An 18215-nucleotide genomic window follows, 5' to 3' on the forward strand; every position below is an offset into this window, starting at 1 on the left:
GTATCCTCCCTGAGTGTGCCTGTGGCGGGTGCGCGGATGCGCGCCCTGCCCCGTTGTTCCCTGCCCGGTTATTCCGCGGCGATCTTCGAAACGTCCTGCCCCGAGGCCTGCAACACCGCCTTGACGATGTTGTGGTAACCGGTGCAGCGGCAGATGTTGCCTTCCAGCCCGTGGCGCACCTCGGCCTCGGTGGGCGACGGGTTGTCGGCCAGGAGCGCCGCCGCCGACATCACCATGCCGGGGGTGCAGAAGCCGCATTGCAGGCCGTGATTGTCCTGAAAGGCCTGTTGCAGCACTGAAAGCGATCCGTCGGGGTTGGCCATGCCTTCGATGGTCTTCACCTGGGCGCCGGCCACATCCAGCGCGAAGACCGTGCAGGATTTCACCGCGCGGCCATCGACATGCACCACGCAGGCGCCGCATTGGCTGGTGTCACAACCGATATGGGTGCCGGTCAGCCCCAGCCCGTCGCGCAGGAAGCTGGACAGCAGCGTCCGCCCCTCCACCTCGCCCGAGACGGACTTGCCGTTCACGGTCATCGAGACCTTCGTCATAAGCTCCTCCCTGGGTATGCCTTGGTATCGTCCTTTGGTGCGGGTCAGACGCCGATCATGCGGCGGAACCAGCCCTTCTTGTGATCTGCGCCGTCGCCGGTGGCCTCGGCCTCTTCTGCCGCCTCGGCGGCGGCAGCCTCCACTTCGGCGGCGGCGGCAAGTTCTTCCTCGGTCGGCGGTTCCACCGCATCCTGAAACCGGGCAAAGAATTCGTCGGCCATCTTCTTGGCGAAGCTGTCCACGATGCGGCTGCCCAGTTGCGCGATCTTGCCGCCGACGCTGGCATCCACGTCATAGGTCAGCCGGGTGCCTTCGAGGATCGGCTCCAGCGTGACCGCCGCCCCACCCTTGGCAAAGCCGGCAACACCGCCCTTGCCTTCGCCGGTGATGGTCAGCGACCTGCCTTCCACCACGTCGGAAAAGCTGACATGGCCGGTGAAGGTGGCGCTGACCGGGCCAACCTTCTGTTTCACCACGGCCTCGAACCCCTCGGCCACGCTGCCGGTCATCGACTGGCAGCCGGGAATGCACTGGTGCAGGACTTCGGGGTCCAGGATCGCCGCCCATACCATTTCGGGGGCGGCCGCAATGTCGCGGCTGTCGCTCAGCTTCATGTTGCTCTCTCCCTCTGCGAGAAAGCCTAAGGGCCGGATCGCCGCCGCGCCATTCTCCGATAGTCGTATCCCGGCCGTCGCATTTTCCGGGCCAAGGCGGGCGGTCACAGCGCCGCAAGCGCCTTGCGCAGGCTGTCGGCGTCAATGGGTTTCTGGATCAGCCCGATCCCGGCAGCCCGCGCCGCCCCGGCCAGTTCGGGCGCGCGGTCGGCGGTGATCAGCCGCGCGGGCAAGGCGCCGTGGCGGGTGTGCAGCGCGGTCAGGAAGGCCAGCCCGTCCATCCCCTGCCCCAGTTGCTGATCCACCAGGAACAGGTCGGGCAGGATGCCGATTTCTTCAATCAGGGCAAAGGCTTCTTCGCCCGAGGCGGCTTCAAGCACCCCCAGGCCCCAGCGTTCCAGCGTCAGCCCCATGGCGCGGCGCAGGTCGGCGTCGTTTTCCACCAGAAACACGATCCGGCTTTCAAATCCGGGCGCGTGCTCGGGCGGCGCGGTCCGGGGCGCGGGCGGCAGTTCGGCCGCCAGCGGGCCGGCCAGCGGCAGATGCACCCGGAAGGTGGTGCCCCGGCCCAGATGCGAGGTCAGGCCCAGCGGATGATCCAGCAACACACAGGCCCGTTGCACGATGGCCAGCCCCAACCCCATGCCTTCGCTGGCAGAGGCGCGGGCGTTCAGGCGGTGGAATTCCTTGAAGATGTCGTCCTGCGCCTCGGCGGGGATGCCGGGGCCGGTGTCGCGCACCTCGACCACCACCTGCGCGCCCTGCCGCCGCGCCCCGACCAGCACGCGCCCGGCATCGGTGTAGCGGATGGCGTTGCCGATCAGGTTCTGCAGAATGCGGCGCAGATAGACCGGATCGCTTTCGACCACCGCACCGCAAGGCAGCACGCGCAGCCGCAGCCCCTTGGCCGCCGCCATGGGGGCGAACTCCTCATGCAGTTGCGCCAGCAGACGGCCCAGCCGCACCGGGCCGACGCTGACCGCCGCCTTGCCGGATTCCAGCTTCGAGATGTCCAGCAGCGCGTCCAGAATCCCCTCGACCGAGATCAGCGCGTTCTGCGCCTTTTCCAGCGCCACGCGGGCCGGGTCCGCCAGCCCGGCGGGTTCGATGGCCGACAGGAACAGCTTGGCCGCCGACAGCGGTTGCAGCAGGTCATGGCTGGCGGCGGCGACAAAGCGCGACCGGCTGGCGTTGGCGCGTTCGGCATGGGCCAGCGCATCCTGCAATTCCAGCGTGCGTTCGGTCACGCGGGCCTCAAGCGTTTCCTTGGCGCGGCTCAGCGCCTCCAGCGCCTCGCGCTCGGCGGTGACATCGGTGAAGCTCATCACGAAGCCGCCGTCGGGCATGGCCTGGGCAAAGACATCCAGGATCGGCCCGCCCCCTTGCCGGACCGAGAAGGACAGCGCCCCCTGCCGGCCGCCCGCCGCCACCCAGTCCATCAGCCGCGCTTCTGTCATGCCGGCGCCAAAGGCCAGCGCCGCGCGGATGCGGTTCAGCAACTGGTCGAAGGACGCGCCCATCCGCAGCCGCCCGGCCGGCAGCGACAGCAGGTCGGACAGGCGCTGGTTCCAGCCGATCAGCCGCCCCCCGCGATCAAAGATCGCGACGCCCTGATTGATATGGTCCAGCGTGGCGCGGATCACCCGCGCCTGATCATCCAGCAGCTTGCCGCGTTCGTGCCGTTCGGCGCGGATGATGTCGGTCACATCGGTTTGCAGGATCACCGTGCCACCGTCCGCCGTGCGGTGTTCGCTGACCTGCACCCAATGGTCGCGGATCATGCGGACGTTGAAGATGACGTGCCGGTCCTGATGCCGCTGCATCCGCCGCACCACCCAGGCCTCGGGCGTTTCGGTTTCGGGCAGCGCAAGGAAGGCGGACCGGCTGACCCGTTCGACATAATCGGCAAAGGGCAGGCCGGGCGTCAGCTTGCCGCGCAGGTCCAGCATGTGCATCCCGAAGCGCGAGTTGCACATGACCAGCCGGTCCTCGCGGTCGAACAGGGCAAAGCCTTCCTGAATGGTCTCGATCGCATTGGCCAGGTTCTGGCGGGCCGTCTCGGCCTCGGCCTTGGCTTCGGCAAGGCGGGCGTTGCTGGCGTTCAGCAGCGACAGCGCGCGTTCCAGATCGCGGGTGCGGTCGCGCACCTGTTCTTCCAGCAGGGCCGCGCGCTGGAACTGGGCATAGGCCGCGCCGGAATCGTCGGTAACCCGCTCCATCCGGCGCATCAGGGCGGTGGCGATGGTCAGCAGCTTTTCGGCCCGGCGTTCGGGGCCATCGGCGGGGTCGATCAGCGTCTCGATCATGGCCCGCCGCCCCCCTCTGGCGGCCAAAGCGCGACGCCGGTCATGGTCTGGTTGACGTGGATGGAATTCCACTGCTCGCCATAGGTCGAGAAGCCCGCCACCCCATGCGCCGCCAATATGCGCGACACCGCGCCGTAGCGCTGCTTTTCCTGCGCCTCCATCCGGCGCAGCAGGCAATCGCAGGCCAGGATCGCCGCCGGCGGCCGGTCCTGCCCCAGCGCGGTCAGGGCGGCGTCCAGATGGTCGGCCATATCCACGGGTTCGGCCAGCGTCAGCACCAGCCCCTCGTCTATGGCCGAAAAGAACACCAGATCGCCGTTCGGGGCCATGCGCTGGATGGCGCGAACATGGTGGCGTCCACCGATGCGCACCACCACCGGATGCGCGGCAAAGGTGAAGGCGGTCAGTTGCGCGGGGTCTTTCCCCAGCAGCCGGGCATATTCGCGGGCGGCGGGTTCGGCGTTGATGCGGTGAACGATGCGGCGGCTTGGGTCGGCCCCGGTCACCACCATGCGCCGGTCGGTCGGAACCAGATGGTCAAGGCTGAACACCCTGACCCGGCAGGCGGTGCGCACCATCGCCAGCACGGCGGCATTGCGGCGGAACCGCCCAGCCCACAGCACGAAGGTTTCGCCAAAGCGCAGCCCGTCGCCGGCCGAGCCGCCGAACAGCGGCACCGGGCCAAGGCCGGGGCCAAGGGCGGCGGTCAGCGCGTCCTCGCGGATCGACAGGCCATCGACCATGAGAAAGGCGAACTCGCCCTCCCAACCGGGGTGGCGGTCGGCGGTGGCGGCGCGGGCGCGGATCATGCGGCCGATCGCTTCCTGACCGTCGATCCGGTCCAGGTCGATGGGCAGAACCTCGGCCGCGAAGGTGCTGGCGGGCAGCCCCACGGCGACGACCGTGCCTTCGCCATAGCCCGCCCCCGCGATTTCGCCGGCGGTGGTGCAGCCGATCACCGGCGCCGTGTCGAAAGCGCCGCCGTCCAGCGCGGTTTCCAGCGCCGCGCGGTCCGCCTCGGGCGAGACGAACAGCAGGATCAGCGCAAAGGGCCCCTGCCCCAGACCGACGGCAAGCCGCGACAGAACTGCCGGATCGCGCGCATCGGCCTGCGCGCGCGGCAAGACCGCCGCGCCCGGGCTGGTGCCAAGGCTTTCCCCCCGTCCGTCCATCTTCGGCCTCCCCGCCGAACATGAAGCCTAAGCCGCAGCATCCCGCTGCGTAAAGGGCCGCGTGCGACTGACCGCGCTCAGCCGTCTTCCGGCATCAGGCTGGTGAAATCGGTGGCCTTGGCCATCAGCACCGCCTGCGTCCGGCTTTGCACCCCCAGCTTGCGCATGATCGCGGTGACATGCGCCTTGACCGTGGTTTCCGCGATGGTCAGATCCCAGGCGATCTGCTTGTTCAGCTTGCCTTCGCAGATCAGTTGCAGGATGCGCGATTGCTGCCGTGTCAACAGCGCCAGCCGCGAAATCGCCTCTTGCCGGGTCGAGGGGCGGGCGCCGCCGGGTGGTTCCGCCTCATATCCTTCGGGAAGGTAGCGCCCGCCGCCGCGCAGCGCGTCCACCGCCGCGCGGAACACGTCGCGCCGGGCGTGTTTGGGCACAAATCCCGCCGCCCCCGCCGCCAGACAGGCGCCGATCACGCGCGGATCGGCCATCGAGGACACCACCAGAACCGGCACCTCGCCCGCCGCCTGCCGCAGGCGGATCAGCCCGTCGATGCCGGTCACATCGGGCAGGTTCAGGTCCAGCACCACCAGATCGGGCAAGGGCGCGCGGTCCAGCCGGGCCAGCGCGGTTTCCAGCCGGTCGGCAGTTTCCACCGCGCCCAGTCCCGCCACCGCCTTCAGCGTCATCGACAGCGCGTCACAGAACAACGGATGGTCGTCCACGATCAGGGCCGTGGCCATGGGGCGCGGGGCGATACGGGCTGGCGTCGGGGTCATCGGAAAGCGGTCCCTTGCGTGCTGGGGGTCAGACTAGCGCCCCTTGCCGGTTGTGGCCACAGGCGGAAAGTCGGACATGCGCGCCGGCGATCCGGCCAGTGGCTTGCGCGGGAAGCGCGCATTTTCTATGCCTGCCGCCAATGTAAGAGGACTGGCCCGATGCCCCTGACCCGCCGCGCGACCCTGATGCTTTTGCCGCTGGCGCTGGCCGCCTGCGCGGCCCGCCGCCCCGAACCTTCGCGCGCCGCCGGCGACACGCCCGAGATGCACGCGCTGGTGCGCAAATATGCCGGCATCCACGGCATTCCCGAAAGCCTGCTGCACCGGGTGATCCGCCGCGAAAGCGGCTATAACCCGCGCGCCCGCAACGGGCCCTATTACGGGCTGATGCAGATCCATCCGGGCACCGCCAGGACCATGGGCTACAAAGGTTCGCCCGAGGGCTTGCTCGATGCCGAGACCAACCTCATGTATGCGGGCAAGTATCTGCGCGGCGCTTGGCTGGTGTCGCGCGGCAGCGAAGACCGTGCGGTCATGTGGTATTCGAAAGGATACTATTACGAGGCCAAGCGGATGGGGCTGCTGAGGGAAACCGGGTTGAAGGGCTGAGGCCCTGCGGAAAGGCAAGGCATCATGGCGGCGCGCACCGCGGACATCTGCGTGATCGCCAACCCGAAATCGGGCGCCGCACAGCGCAACCCCGGCGCGCTGGATGCGGCGATGGCGGTCTTTGGTCCGCGCGCCGTGCTGCGCAAGTTCAGCGGCGACCCGGCCCCGCAGGCCGAACAGGCGGTGCGGGACGGGTTTCGCATCATCGTGGCCGCCGGGGGCGATGGCACGGTGGCGGGCGTGGCCCATGCCCTTGCCGGCACCGACAGCGCGCTGGCCGTTCTGCCGCTGGGCACGTTCAACTATTTTGCCCGCGGCCTGCAGATGCCCGAAGACCCCGAGGCCGCCGCCCGGGCGATCCTGAGCGGACAGGACCATTCCATCGCGGTGGCCACGCTGAACGGCCGGCTGTTCCTGAACAATGTCTCGATCGGGCTTTACCCCGCGATCCTTGAGGAGCGCGAGGCGACCTATGCCCGCTTCGGCCGCTATCGGATTCTGGCGCATCTTGCGTCCTTGCGCACGATCCTGCGGTTCCAGCGCCCCTATCGCATGTTGCTGGAACTGGACGAGACCCGGCGGCTGGTGCGGACGCCGATGGTGTTCATCGCCCGCTCGGCCTATCAGCTTGACCAGTTCGGACTGAAAGGCGGCGAAGCGATTTCGGCCGACCGTTTCGCGCTGTTCCTGGCGCAGAAACAGACGCGGCTGGGGTTCCTGCGGCTGGCCTGGCGGCTGGTGCGGCGGCGGGTGGACCATGACCGCGACGTGCAGGTGCTGACGCCCGAACGGATTGGCATCACCGTGCTGGGGCGGCAGCGCATTTCTGTGGCGCTGGATGGCGAAAAGCTGCGGATGGACCTGCCGCTGACCATCGCGCTGTCGAATGACCAGCTTCATGTGATCGTGCCGCCGGAAAAGCCGCTGCCCGCCAAGGCACCGCCGCAGGGGCGCGGCGCATGACGCGGCTGCTGCATCTGTCCGACCTGCATTTCGGCGCGGTGGAGGATCGCTTGCTGGCGCCGGTGCTGGCGCTGGCGCGGGATCTGGCCCCGGATGCCGTGGTGATCTCGGGCGACCTGACACAGCGCGCCCGGCCTGACCAGTTCGCGGCGGCGCGCGCCTTCGTGGCGCAACTGCCCGCGCCGGTGCTTGTGGTGCCGGGCAATCACGACATGCCGCTTTACAACCTTGCCCTGCGCCTGCTGGCGCCGTTCCGGCGCTATTCCCGCGCCTTCGGGCCAGAGCTTGAGCCGCAGCTTGCCCTGCCCGGCGCGGTGATCCAGGGGGTGAATACCGCCGATCCGCTGGTGTGGAAGGCGGGCAGGATGCGCAATACCTCGCGCCGGCGTCTTGCCCGCAGCTTTGCCGAAGCGGCCTCCGAAAGCTGGCGCATCGCGGTGCTGCACCACGCGCCGGTGCCCGCCAGCGACGGAACGCCTGCCGACATGGCCCGCCCGGCCGATGCACTGGCCGCGCTTGCGGCAGCGGGCACCGACATCGTTCTGTCAGGCCACACCCACATGCCCCATTCCGGTTTCGCCGAAACGGCGGCGGGCACGCTGTTTTTGCAGGTGGGCACCGCCATCTCGACCCGGCGCAAGACCGGGGCCAATGATTTCAGCCTGATCGAGCTGCACCCCGGCCGGGTGACGCGGCGCAGTTGGCTGGCGCTGCCGGGGCAAGGCTTTGCCGAAGGCCCGGCCGAACACTTCCGCAAAGAGACGGGGGAATGGCAGACCGATGGCGCCGTGCCGGTGCCTGCCGCGCCCCCTGCCCCCTAATACCAGGCGTCGGCCACCTCGGCCTTGCGGCGCGCGACGAAATCGCGAAGCCCGTCGCGCAGACCTTCGTCCAGCGGCGGGGCTTCATATTCCGCCAGCCGCAGCTTCCACGCGCGGTTTGCCCGCGTCGCGGCGTCTTCGCTGCCGGCGGCTTCCCATTTCTCGAAGGGTTCGTTGTCGGCCAGCCCGCTGTCCCAGAAGGCGGTTTCGTAATGCGCCATAGTGTGCGAACAGCCGAAGAAGTGGTTGCCGGGGCCAACCTCGGCAAAGGCATCGACCGCCAACTGGTCATCGTCGATCTTCACCCCGTCCAGATAGGCGTGCAGCGCGCCGCAAAGATCGTCATCCAGCATGAATTTCTCGTAGGACATGCTGAGTAGCCCGTCCAGAAAGCCCGCCGCGTGAAGGATGAAGTTCGCGCCGCAATGCACGGCGGCCAGCATGGACATGGTGCCTTCGGTCATGGCCTGCGCATCGGGCAGTTTCGAGGTGGTGAAATTGCCCGAACAGCGCAGCGGCAGGTTCAGCCGGCGCGCAAGCTGGCCGATCACCATGCTGCCGATGGCCGGTTCCGGCGTGCCGAAGGTGGGGCTGCCCGACCGCATGGCCATGGACGACAGGAAGTTGCCGAAGATCACCGGCGCGCCGGGGCGTTCCAACTGGGTCAGCGCGCAGCCGGCCATGGTCTCGGCCAGGCTTTGGGCAATGCCGCCGGCATTGGTGACCGGCCCCATCGCACCGCCCAGGATGAAGGGCACCACCACCGCCGCCTGATTGGCCCGCGCATAGGCACGCAGGCTGCGGGTCATGGTGCCATCCCAGACCAAAGGTGAATTCACGTTCACATTGCCAAGGATCACGCAATTGCGGTCCACGAACTCTGTCCCGAACAGCAGGCGGCACATCTCGATACTGTCTTCGCTGCGCTCTTCTGCGGTGACAGACCCCATGAAGGGCCGGTCGGACAGTTCGATATGCGCCATCACCATATCAAGGTGGCGCTTGTTCACCGGCACGTCGGTGGGTTCGCAGATCGTGCCGCCGGAATGGTGCAGGTTGGGGCTGGACTGCGCCAGTTTGATGAAATTGCGGAAATCCTCCATCGTGCCGAAGCGGCGGCCCTGATCCAGATCCATCACAAAGGGGCTGCCATAGGCCGGCGCAAACACCACGTTGCGGCCGCCGATCTGCACCGATTTGGCCGGGTTGCGGGCGTGCTGGGTAAATTCGGCCGGGGCCGTTCTGAGGATTTCGCGCAGCATCCCCGGCTCGAACCGCACCCGCAGATCATCGACCTGCGCGCCGGCGCGGCGCCAGTGGTCCAGCGCGACCGGATCGTCGCGGAACTCGATCCCGGTTTCGGCCAGAATCCGGTCGGCGGCGCGTTCGATGCGGATCAGGTTTTCTTCGGACAGCACGTCATAGGTCGGGATGCCGCGCTGGATATAGGGCCGGCCGATGCCGCCGCCTTTGCGGCTGCGCTCCGCCGCCCGTGCCTGCCGTCCGCTGCGCCGCTGTTCGTTCATGGTTGCCCCCTGCTGCCGCCCCTGATCTGACGACAGTCCGTGGCCGGGGAATTGCCCGAAAACGACAAGGCGGCGGCGCAAAAACGCCAGCTTTCCCTTGGGTCAAACAATCCTTGGCCGGCAGAGGCAGACAGGGGCGATCCGACGCCCCTGCCCCTGCCCGCGCCTTGCGTCAGGTCACCACATCGGGCGCGGTGCGGCCGGTGTGGGTTTCAATCCCGGCAATGGCATGGGCCGCGCGGATGATCGGGGCCAGCGCCGCCTGCGGGTCTTCGGCCAGACCATCGGGGCCGGGCACATAGCGTTCCAGATACAGCCGCAGGGTTGCGCCTTCGGTGCCGGTGCCCGACAGGCGGAACACGGCGCGGCTGCCGCCGGCAAACAGCACCCGCACGCCCTGTTTCAGGCTGACCGAGCCGTCAACCGGGTCGGTATAGGCGAAATCATCCGCCGCCTCGACCACCAGCCCCTCCAGCGCGGTGCCGGGCAGGCTGGCCAGCTTTTCGCGCAAGGCGGCCATCATCGCATCGGCCTTGTCGGTGGGGATCGCCTCGAAATCGTGGCGGCTATAGTAGTTGCGACCGAACTTCGCCCAGTGTTCCTGCAGGATCTGGGCCACCGATTGCTTGCGCACGGCCAGAATGTTCAGCCACAAGAGGATGGCCCAGAGACCGTCCTTCTCGCGCACATGGTCGCTGCCAGTGCCGAAACTTTCCTCACCGCACAGCGTGGCACGGCCGGCATCCAGCAGGTTGCCGAAGAACTTCCATCCGGTCGGCGTTTCATAGGCCCCGATCCCCAGCGCGGCGGCCACCCGGTCGGCGGCGGCGCTGGTGGGCATAGACCGCGCGATGCCCTTCAGCCCGGCCTTGTAGCCCGGCGCCAGATGGGCATTGGCCGCCAGCACCGCCAGTGAATCCGAAGGCGAGACATAGATGCCACGCCCCACCACCATGTTGCGGTCGCCGTCGCCATCGCTGGCAGCGCCGAAATCGGGAGCGTCCTGACCGAACATCTCGTCCATCAGGGCCTTGGCCCAGGTGGGGTTCGGGTCAGGGTGCATCCCGCCGAAATCGGGCAGCGGCGCGGCGTTGACCACGGTTCCCTGTGCGGCGCCCAGCCGGTTTTCCAGGATTTCCACCGCATAGGGCCCGGTGATGGCGCACATGCTGTCCATCCGCATACGGAAGCCGCCGGCGAACATGCTGCGGATTGCCGGAAAATCGAAAAGGGTTTCCATCAGCGCGGCATAATCGGCCACCGGATCGACCACATCGACCACCATCCCGGCCAGATCGTGCCGGCCAATGCGGGCCAGGTCCAGATCCTGCGCCTCGACCATGTGGTATTCGGTGATCTCGGTGGTGCGGCGGTAGATCGCCTCGGTCACCGCTTCGGGTGCGGGGCCGCCGTTCGGCATGTTGAACTTGACGCCGAAATCCTCGGTCGGGCCGCCTGGGTTGTGGCTGGCCGACATGATGATGCCGCCATCGGTCTTGTTCAGGCGGATCAGATGGCTGGCCGCCGGGGTGGACAGAAACGCGCCCTGCCCCACGATCACCCGCGCAGCACCATTGGCCGCCGCCATCCGCAGGATCACCTGCGCCGCGCGGTCGTTGAAATAGCGCCCGTCGCCGCCCAGCACGAAGGTCTTGCCGGCGCATCCCACGACGTCAAAGACCGACTGGACGAAGTTTTCCAGATAATGCCGCGCCATGAAGACCGGGGTCTTCTTGCGCAGGCCGCTGGTGCCGGGCTTCTGCCCGGCGATGGGGGTGGTCTTGACGGTGGTGGTCATGGGGTCTCTCCCTCGGGAACATCGGGGCGCGAACGCAGCAACAGCACGGATTGCGCCGGCACCTCTTGCGGGGCCGGGCCTTCGGTCAGCTCGGGCCGGGTGGTATCAAGGATCAGCTCCCAGCGCGGCGCGGTGTCCGGCAGGCGCAGCGCGGTGGCCCCGCCACAGTTGAACACCGCCAGCACGGCGCCCGACCCGGGATCGCCGCCTTCGGCCGCCATGCGCAATTCCACGCACAGGCAGCGGAAGGCCGGATCGTGCCAGTCCTGCGGCGACGGTTCGCTGCCATCGGGGCGGCGCCAGATCACATCGCGCAGCCCGTCCGAAGGCCGGGCGCGGGCGTGCAGGAACCGGCGCTGGTGCAGAACCGGATGCGCCTTGCGCAAAGCGGCCAGCCGCGCCACGAACCCCGCCAGCGCCTGATCGGCATTGGCCCAGTCGATCCAGGAAATCTCGTTGTCCTGCGCATAGGCGTTGTTGTTGCCGCCCTGGGTCTGGCCGATCTCATCCCCCGCCAGCAGCATGGGCACGCCCTGGCTCAGCATCAGGGTTGCCAGCAGGTTGCGCTTGCGCAGCGCCCGCGCGGCCAGCACCGCCGGAACATTGGTCGGCCCTTCCACCCCCAGATTGTCGGAATGGTTTTCGGAATGGCCGTCGCGGTTGTCTTCGCCGTTGTCCCAGTTGCGCTTGACGGTGAAACTGACCAGATCCTGCAAGGTGAACCCGTCATGGCTGGTCAGGAAGTTGATGGACGATCCGGCGGACCGGCCCGAATGGTCAAACCGTTCGGCCGAACCCAGAAGCCGCGCCGCCAGATCGCGGGTCATCGCCACATCGCCGCGCCAGAACCGGCGCACGCCATCGCGGAAACGGTCGTTCCATTCCTGAAACGGATGCGGATAGGCCCCAAGCTGATAGCCGCCGGGACCGATGTCCCAGGGTTCGGCGATCAGCTTCACCCGGCTCAGCACCGGGTCTTGCCGGATCGCATCGAAAAAGCCGCCGTTCGGGTCAAACCCCTGCGCCTCGCGGCCCAGCACGGTGGCCAGATCGAAGCGGAAGCCGTCGACATGCGCCACCTCGACCCAGTAGCGCAGCGAATCCATCACCATCCGCAGCACCATGGGGTGCGTCAGGTTCAGCGTGTTGCCGGTGCCGGTGTCGTTGACATAGTTCCGCCCGCCATCGGCCAGCCGGTAATAGCTGGCGTTATCAAGCCCGCGGAAGCTGAGGGTCGGGCCCCACTGGTCGCCCTCGCCCGTGTGGTTGTAGACCACATCAAGGATCACCTCGATCCCGGCGGAATGAAGCCGGCGCACCATGGTCTGGAATTCCCACAGCCCGCCCTTGCCCATGTAGCGCGGTTCGGGCGCGAAGAAGCCGATGGTGTTGTAGCCCCAGTAATTGCGCAGGCCCCGCGTCACCACGAAGCGTTCGTCGATGAAGGCCTGCACCGGCAGCAGTTCCACCGCCGTCACGCCCAGTTTCAGCATGTGGTCGATCACCGCATCCGAGGCGAGGCCCAGATAGGTGCCGCGCAGGCCCTGCGGCACGCCCGGATGGCGCATGGTCAGGCCGCGCACATGCGCCTCGTAGATCAAGGAATCGGTGCGGGCGGTGGCGGGGGTGGTCGTCGTTGCCCCAGCCGAAGGACGGGTCTGTCACCACCGCCTTGGGCACCGCAAAGGCGCTGTCGCGGGTGTCATAGCTCAGATCGCCGCGCGCCGTGCCGATCTTGTAGCCCATCAGCGCATCCGACCATTTCAACCGCCCTTCCAGCGCGCGGGCATAGGGGTCCAGCAACAGCTTGTGCGGGTTGAAACGGTGGCCGCGTTCGGGGTCATAGGGGCCAAAGGCGCGGAAGCCGTAGACCGCCCCCGCCGTCAGCCCGCCGACATGGATGTGCCAGATGTCGCCGTCGCGGTCGCGGATCGGCAGGCGGGCCAGCTCCTTGCGACCATCGGGCGAGAACAGGCACAGTTCAATCAGTTCGGCATGGGCCGAGAACACGGCGAAATTCACGCCGTCACCCGTCAGCGTGGCGCCCATGGGCCAAGGCCTGCCGGGCGAAACGGAATGTCCGTTCGCCCGGATGCGGGGGGCGGTTGTCACCCTTGCAGCCCTTCGTAGAGGGCCGCATAGGCGGCGGCGCTGGTCTGCCAGCCCACCGGCGCGGCCATGGCATTCTGCTGCACGCGGCCCCAGGCCTTGCGGTCGCCATGCAGCGCCACCAGACGGCGCAAGGCCTGGCCCAGGGCCAGCGCATCGGTTGGCCAGAAGGTGATGCCGGTGGCCACACCCGTGGCCAGCGCGGCGGGCGAGGCGTTGATGACCGTATCGGCCAGCCCGCCCACCGCCGAGACGACCGGCAGCGCGCCATAGCGCAGCCCGTACATCTGCGTCAGGCCGCAGGGCTCGAACCGGCTGGGCACCAGCACGGCATCGGCCCCCTGGAACATGCGGTGGCTCAAGGCCTCATCATAGCCGATGCGGACGCCCACCCGCCCGGCAAAGCGCGCGGCCAGCCCGCGCATCGCGGCCTCAAGCCCCGGATCGCCGGTGCCGATCACCGCCAGCCCGCCGCCGGCGGCCACGAAATCGGGCAGCACGGCGGGCAGCAGGTCAATGCCCTTCTGGTCGGTCAGCCGCGACACGACAATCGCCAGTGGCCCCGGCACCTCAAGCCCGAATTCGGCGCAAAGGGCGGCACGGGCGGCGGCCTTGCCGGCCATGGCTTTCGGGGAATAGGGGTTCACGGGTTCGATCTCAGGCGACCACACCTCCAGATCGACGCCGTTCAGGATGCCCGAAACCACGCCCGCCCGCTGGGCGATCACCCCTTGCAGGCCCATGCCGAATTCCGGCCGCATCAGTTCGGCCGCATAGGTGGGCGAGACGGTGGTGATCCGGTCGGCGGTCACAAGGCCCGCCTTCAGGCTGGACAGCCCGCCGTAATATTCCAGCGCGCCGGGGTGGAAGGCGCCGAAGGGCAACCGCAGATCGCCCAGCAGCGCCGCCGGGCACTGGCCCTGAAAGGCGATGTTGTGGACAGTGATCACCGAACTGCACCCGCCGCTGCCGTGATAGGTCAGATAGGCGGGCGCCAGCGCCGCCTGCCAGTCATGCGCGTGCAGGATGTCGGGCCTCCAGCCCTCGATCCCTTCGCGGGCGATGCGCGCGCCGATCCAGCTCAGCGCGGCAAAGCGCTGGGGATTGTCCCAGTAATCGCCACCCGGCCCGCTGTAGGGGCCACCTTCGCGGTCATACAGATGGGGCGCGTCCAGCAGCAGCAGCGGCACACCGGCCACCTTGCCCTCAAGCACCCGGCCGGGGCCGCCCCACAGGGTTTCGTCGCGCATCACCTCGGGCCAGTCGGCCGCCATGCCGCGCAAGGGGCGGTAGGCCGGGATCAGCACCCGCATGTCCCAGCCCGCCCCGGCCAGCGCGGCAGGCAAGGCGCCCACGACATCGGCCAGACCGCCGGTCTTGATCAACGGCACACATTCCGATGCGACCGAAAGCACCCGCCCGCCCATCTGCCTTGGCCCCCTTGCCCGTTTCACGCCGCCTGCCCGGCCCTTACCCCAGGGCCCGGGCGCGCGCGTCCAGCATATCCTGCGTGATCAGCACGATACCAGTGTCGGTGCGGCGGAACCACCTGGCATCTTCCTTGGGGTCTTGCCCCACGACCAGGCCTTCGGGCACGATCACCCCGGAATCGATGACGCAGTTCGACAGTTCCGCCTTGCGGTTGACGATCACGCGCGGCAGCGCCACCACATATTCCAGGCTTGAGAAGCTGTGCGTCCGCACTCCGGTGAACAGCAGCGAATTGCGGATTTCCGAGCCGGACACGATGCAGTCACCCGACACCAGCGATGAAATCGCCTGTCCGCGGCGGCCATCCTCGTTGTGGATGAACTTCGCGGGCGGCACGATTTCCGAATAGGTCCAGATCGGCCAGCTATTGTCATAGATGTCCAGCTTCGGCACGAAATCGGTCAGGTCGATGTTGGCCTGCCAGAAGGCATCAATCGTGCCCACATCGCGCCAGTAGGGTTCATCCTCAAGCCCGCTGGTCACGCAACTGTCGGCGAACTTGTGCGCCATCGCCTTGCCGTTCTTGACGATGTCGGGGATCAGGTCATTGCCGAAATCGTGGCTTGAGTTTTCATCCACCATGTCGCGGATCAGCAGGTCGCGCAGGAAGGCCCAGTCGAAGACATAGATCCCCATCGAGGCCAGCGCGTGATCGGGATCGCCGGGAATACCGGGCGGATCTTTCGGCTTTTCCAGAAACTGCGTGATGCGCATGTCCCGGTCGACGTGCATCACGCCGAAGGCGGTCGCTTCCATCCGCGGCACGGTCAGGCAGCCGATGGTCACGTCTGCGCCGGTCTCGACATGCTCGCGCAGCATGATTTCGTAATCCATCTTGTAGATGTGGTCGCCGGCCAGCACGACGACATACTTGATCCCGTAGCTGTCGATGATGTCGATGTTCTGCGCCAGCGCGTCCGCCGTGCCGCGATACCAGTTCACCTCGTCCATGCGCTGCGATGCGGGCAGGATGTCCAGATATTCGTTCCGCTCGGCCCGGAAAAAGCCCCAGCCGCGCTGGATGTGCCGGATCAGGCTGTGCGCCTTGTATTGCGTGGCAATGGCCATCTTGCGGATGCCGCTGTTCAGCGCATTCGACAGGGCAAAGTCGATGATGCGGGTCTTGCCGCCGAAATACACCGCCGGCTTGGCGCGACGGTCTGTCAGTTCCTTGAGCCGCGAACCGCGCCCACCGGCCAGCACAAAGGCCATGGCCTGCGACGACAGTCTCTGGTTCGATCTTGCCTTCATCTGCTCACTCCCCCTGACAGATACCCGTCAACCCTGCATGAAATACACTGCCGACAAAGGCGGAAGCGTGACAAGCGCCGAATGGGGCCGCCCCTGCGACGGAACCGCCTCGGCCTTCACGCCGCCCATGTTGCCCCGGTTGCCCCCGCCATAGACGGCGGAATCGGTGTTCATCACCTCGACCCATTTGCCCGCGGCGGGCAGGCCCAGCCAGTAGCTGCGCTCGACCGGCGTCATGTTCACCGCCACCGCGACCATCGGGTCGCCCGCCCTGCCCTTGCGCAGCCAGGCATAGACCGACGCTTCGGCGTCATTGGCCTCGATCCACTCGAACCCCTCGGGGCGGCAGTCGTTCACATGCAGCGCCGGGGTCTTGCGGTAGAGGTTGTTCAGATCACGCACCAGCGCCTGCACCCCGGCATGGGGCGGCAGGTCAAGCTGGTGCCAGTCCAGGCTTTGATTGTGGTTCCACTCGGCGCCCTGGGCGAATTCCTGGCCCATGAACAACAGCTTCTTGCCCGGATGGCCCCACATGTAGCCGTAGAACGCCCGCAGGTTGGCGAATTTCTGATCGCCGTCGCCGGGCATCTTGGCCAACATGCTGCCCTTGCCGTGAACCACCTCATCATGGCTGATCGGCAGGATGAAGTTCTCGGACCAGGCATAGACCAGCCCGAAGGTCATCTTGTGGTGGTGGTATTTGCGGAACAGCGGGTCTTTCTGCATGTAGGACAGGGTGTCGTTCATCCAGCCCATGTTCCACTTGAAGCCGAAGCCCAGCCCTCCCCAGTCAGCCGGCCGCGACACGCCCGGAAAGGCGGTGGATTCCTCGGCCACCGTCATCACGCCCGGACATTCGCCATAGGCGGTGATGTTCATCGCGCGCAGCACGTCGATGGCTTCGTAATTCTCGCGCCCGCCGTCGCGGTTGGGGATCCATTCCCCCGCCTTGCGGCTGTAATCGCGATACAGCATCGAGGCCACCGCATCGACGCGCAGCCCGTCAACGTGGTATTCTTCCAGCCAATACAGGGCGTTCGAGACCAGGAAGTTCTTCACCTCGACCCGGCCATAATTGTAGATCAGGGTGTTCCAGTCCTGATGGAACCCTTCGCGCGGGTCTTGATGTTCATAAAGCGCGGTGCCGTCGAACTGTGCCAGACCATGCGCGTCCGAAGGGAAATGCCCCGGAACCCAGTCCAGCAGCACGCCCAGCCCCTTGCGATGCGCCGCATCGACAAAGGCGCGGAATTCGGACGGCGTGCCGTGCCGGATGGTGGGCGCGAACAGGCCGACCGGCTGATAGCCCCAGCTTCCGTCGAACGGGAATTCGGAAACCGGCAGACATTCGATATGGGTGAACCCCATGTCCGCCACATAATCCACCAGTTGCTCGGCCAGTTCGGTATAGCTGAGCATCCGGTTGCCCGGCGCGCGGCGCCATGAGCCCAGATGCACCTCATAGACCGAAATTGGCGCGTCAATGCTGTTGTGGCTGTGCCGCGCCGCCATCCAGTCGGCATCGTGGAAGGCACCGCCGATCCGCCGCACGACCGAGGCCGTGGCCGGCGGATGTTCCGACCCGAAACCCGCCGGATCGGCCTTGAGCGGCAGCAGCACCCCGCCGGGGCCGCGGATTTCGTATTTGTAGGCCTCGCCTTCGGTCAGGCCGGGAACGAAGATTTCCCACACGCCCGTCGGCCCGCGCCGCCGCATCGGGTGGCGACGGCCGTCCCAGATGTTGAAGTTGCCAACAACGCTGACGCGCTCGGCATTCGGGGCCCAGACGGCGAAATGCACGCCCTCGACGCCCTCATGCGTGATGCAATGCGCGCCCAGCACCTGCCAGAGACGTTTGTGCGTCCCCTCGCCCAGCAGGTATTCGTCCATCTCGCCCAGCACCGGGCCAAAGCGGAACGGGTCTTCAAACTCCCATTCCGTGCCATGGCCTTCTGCCCGCAGCCGATAGGCCGCCTTGCGGGGCAGACGGTGGGTGAACAACCCGGCGATGCCCGGATAGGGCGTGGCTTCCTCAACCTTCTTGCCGCTCAGCACCCAAAGGCGCTCTGCCCCCGGCACGAAGGCGGTGATGACCCAGGCGCTGCCCCGCTTGTGCGGCCCCAGCACCGAGAAGGGGTCGCCATGGCGCCCTTCGGCAATCGCCCAGGCGGCATCACTGTCCACATACTCTTCGCCCGTCATCCGCCGTCCCCCCAGCCCGTGCG

The 18215-nt window shown here is 67.3% G+C and carries 13 protein-coding genes and 1 pseudogene; 3 read left to right on the top strand and 11 right to left on the bottom strand.

Going from position 1 to position 18215, the window contains the following annotated elements; genetic code table 11:
* Positions 1-68 precede the first annotated feature (68 nt).
* The 5 genes from C5F44_RS06745 to C5F44_RS06765 all read right to left on the bottom strand — a co-directional run bounded on the left by C5F44_RS06745 (position 69) and on the right by C5F44_RS06765 (position 5422).
* Complete coding sequence (locus C5F44_RS06745; protein WP_107672759.1) at positions 69-554, bottom strand: (2Fe-2S)-binding protein; 486 nt, start codon at positions 552-554, stop codon at positions 69-71.
* A gap of 44 nt (positions 555-598) precedes the next feature.
* Positions 599-1168 carry an SRPBCC family protein gene (locus tag C5F44_RS06750; RefSeq protein ID WP_107672760.1) on the bottom strand — a complete coding sequence of 190 codons (570 nt, stop codon included), beginning with the start codon at positions 1166-1168 and terminating at the stop codon, positions 599-601.
* 104 nt (positions 1169-1272) lie between these two features.
* The gene (locus C5F44_RS06755; protein WP_107672761.1) at positions 1273-3474 is read right to left on the bottom strand and encodes a hybrid sensor histidine kinase/response regulator; all 2202 of its coding nucleotides are present in this window, start codon (positions 3472-3474) and stop codon (positions 1273-1275) included.
* A complete protein-coding gene (locus C5F44_RS06760) occupies positions 3471-4646 on the bottom strand; it encodes an FIST N-terminal domain-containing protein (RefSeq protein ID WP_107672762.1) in 1176 nt (391 codons plus the stop codon). Before C5F44_RS06760 ends, C5F44_RS06755 begins: the two co-directional genes overlap by 4 nt.
* Positions 4647-4723: 77 nt before the next feature.
* A complete protein-coding gene (locus C5F44_RS06765; protein ID WP_107672763.1) occupies positions 4724-5422 on the bottom strand; it encodes a response regulator transcription factor in 699 nt (232 codons plus the stop codon).
* Between the two features lie 159 nt (positions 5423-5581).
* On the opposite strand from C5F44_RS06765, the gene C5F44_RS06770 reads away from it, so the two are divergent.
* The 3 genes from C5F44_RS06770 to C5F44_RS06780 are packed head-to-tail and all read left to right on the top strand — an operon-like array spanning position 5582 to position 7815.
* A complete protein-coding gene (locus C5F44_RS06770) occupies positions 5582-6031 on the top strand; it encodes a lytic transglycosylase domain-containing protein (RefSeq protein WP_107672764.1) in 450 nt (149 codons plus the stop codon).
* Positions 6032-6055: 24 nt separating this feature from the next.
* Entirely contained in the window at positions 6056-6994 is a 939-nt protein-coding gene (locus tag C5F44_RS06775; RefSeq protein ID WP_107672765.1) for a diacylglycerol/lipid kinase family protein, read from the top strand.
* Entirely contained in the window at positions 6991-7815 is an 825-nt protein-coding gene (locus C5F44_RS06780; protein WP_107672766.1) for a metallophosphoesterase family protein, read from the top strand. Before C5F44_RS06775 ends, C5F44_RS06780 begins: the two co-directional genes overlap by 4 nt.
* Here the strand turns inward: C5F44_RS06780 and C5F44_RS06785 are convergent.
* From C5F44_RS06785 to glgB, 6 genes and pseudogenes are all read right to left on the bottom strand, one after another.
* Positions 7812-9341, bottom strand: coding sequence for a trimethylamine methyltransferase family protein (locus C5F44_RS06785; RefSeq protein WP_107672767.1), 1530 nt, complete (start codon positions 9339-9341; stop codon positions 7812-7814). The genes C5F44_RS06780 and C5F44_RS06785 overlap by 4 nt on opposite strands.
* Positions 9342-9513: 172 nt before the next feature.
* The gene (locus C5F44_RS06790; RefSeq protein ID WP_107672768.1) at positions 9514-11139 is read right to left on the bottom strand and encodes an alpha-D-glucose phosphate-specific phosphoglucomutase; all 1626 of its coding nucleotides are present in this window, start codon (positions 11137-11139) and stop codon (positions 9514-9516) included.
* Positions 11136-13251, bottom strand: a pseudogene (gene glgX, locus C5F44_RS06795) (glycogen debranching protein GlgX). Before glgX ends, C5F44_RS06790 begins: the two are co-directional and overlap by 4 nt.
* Positions 13248-14675, bottom strand: coding sequence for a glycogen synthase GlgA (glgA, locus tag C5F44_RS06800; RefSeq protein WP_107672769.1), 1428 nt, complete (start codon positions 14673-14675; stop codon positions 13248-13250). Before glgA ends, glgX begins: the two are co-directional and overlap by 4 nt.
* Before the next feature lie 43 nt (positions 14676-14718).
* Entirely contained in the window at positions 14719-15990 is a 1272-nt protein-coding gene (gene glgC / locus C5F44_RS06805) for a glucose-1-phosphate adenylyltransferase (protein ID WP_107672770.1), read from the bottom strand.
* A gap of 27 nt (positions 15991-16017) precedes the next feature.
* Positions 16018-18192, bottom strand: coding sequence for a 1,4-alpha-glucan branching protein GlgB (gene glgB / locus C5F44_RS06810; protein WP_107672771.1), 2175 nt, complete (start codon positions 18190-18192; stop codon positions 16018-16020).
* Positions 18193-18215 lie beyond the last annotated feature (23 nt).

This window comes from Fuscovulum blasticum DSM 2131 (genome assembly GCF_003034965.1).
GTDB classification, from domain to species: Bacteria; Pseudomonadota; Alphaproteobacteria; order Rhodobacterales; family Rhodobacteraceae; genus Pseudogemmobacter; species Pseudogemmobacter blasticus.

Excerpts from the sequence above, each read along its gene's own strand:
- glgB (WP_107672771.1), bottom strand. The coding sequence starts at position 18,192 with ATGACGGGCGAAGAGTATGTGGACAGTGATGCCGCCTGGGCGATTGCC.
- C5F44_RS06780 (WP_107672766.1), top strand. The coding sequence starts at position 6,991 with ATGACGCGGCTGCTGCATCTGTCCGACCTGCATTTCGGCGCGGTGGAG.
- C5F44_RS06750 (WP_107672760.1), bottom strand. The coding sequence starts at position 1,168 with ATGAAGCTGAGCGACAGCCGCGACATTGCGGCCGCCCCCGAAATGGTA.
- C5F44_RS06755 (WP_107672761.1), bottom strand. The coding sequence starts at position 3,474 with ATGATCGAGACGCTGATCGACCCCGCCGATGGCCCCGAACGCCGGGCC.
- C5F44_RS06785 (WP_107672767.1), bottom strand. The coding sequence starts at position 9,341 with ATGAACGAACAGCGGCGCAGCGGACGGCAGGCACGGGCGGCGGAGCGC.
- glgA (WP_107672769.1), bottom strand. The coding sequence starts at position 14,675 with ATGGGCGGGCGGGTGCTTTCGGTCGCATCGGAATGTGTGCCGTTGATC.
- C5F44_RS06770 (WP_107672764.1), top strand. The coding sequence starts at position 5,582 with ATGCCCCTGACCCGCCGCGCGACCCTGATGCTTTTGCCGCTGGCGCTG.
- C5F44_RS06765 (WP_107672763.1), bottom strand. The coding sequence starts at position 5,422 with ATGACCCCGACGCCAGCCCGTATCGCCCCGCGCCCCATGGCCACGGCC.
- C5F44_RS06745 (WP_107672759.1), bottom strand. The coding sequence starts at position 554 with ATGACGAAGGTCTCGATGACCGTGAACGGCAAGTCCGTCTCGGGCGAG.
- C5F44_RS06775 (WP_107672765.1), top strand. The coding sequence starts at position 6,056 with ATGGCGGCGCGCACCGCGGACATCTGCGTGATCGCCAACCCGAAATCG.
- glgC (WP_107672770.1), bottom strand. The coding sequence starts at position 15,990 with ATGAAGGCAAGATCGAACCAGAGACTGTCGTCGCAGGCCATGGCCTTT.
- C5F44_RS06760 (WP_107672762.1), bottom strand. The coding sequence starts at position 4,646 with ATGGACGGACGGGGGGAAAGCCTTGGCACCAGCCCGGGCGCGGCGGTC.
- C5F44_RS06790 (WP_107672768.1), bottom strand. The coding sequence starts at position 11,139 with ATGACCACCACCGTCAAGACCACCCCCATCGCCGGGCAGAAGCCCGGC.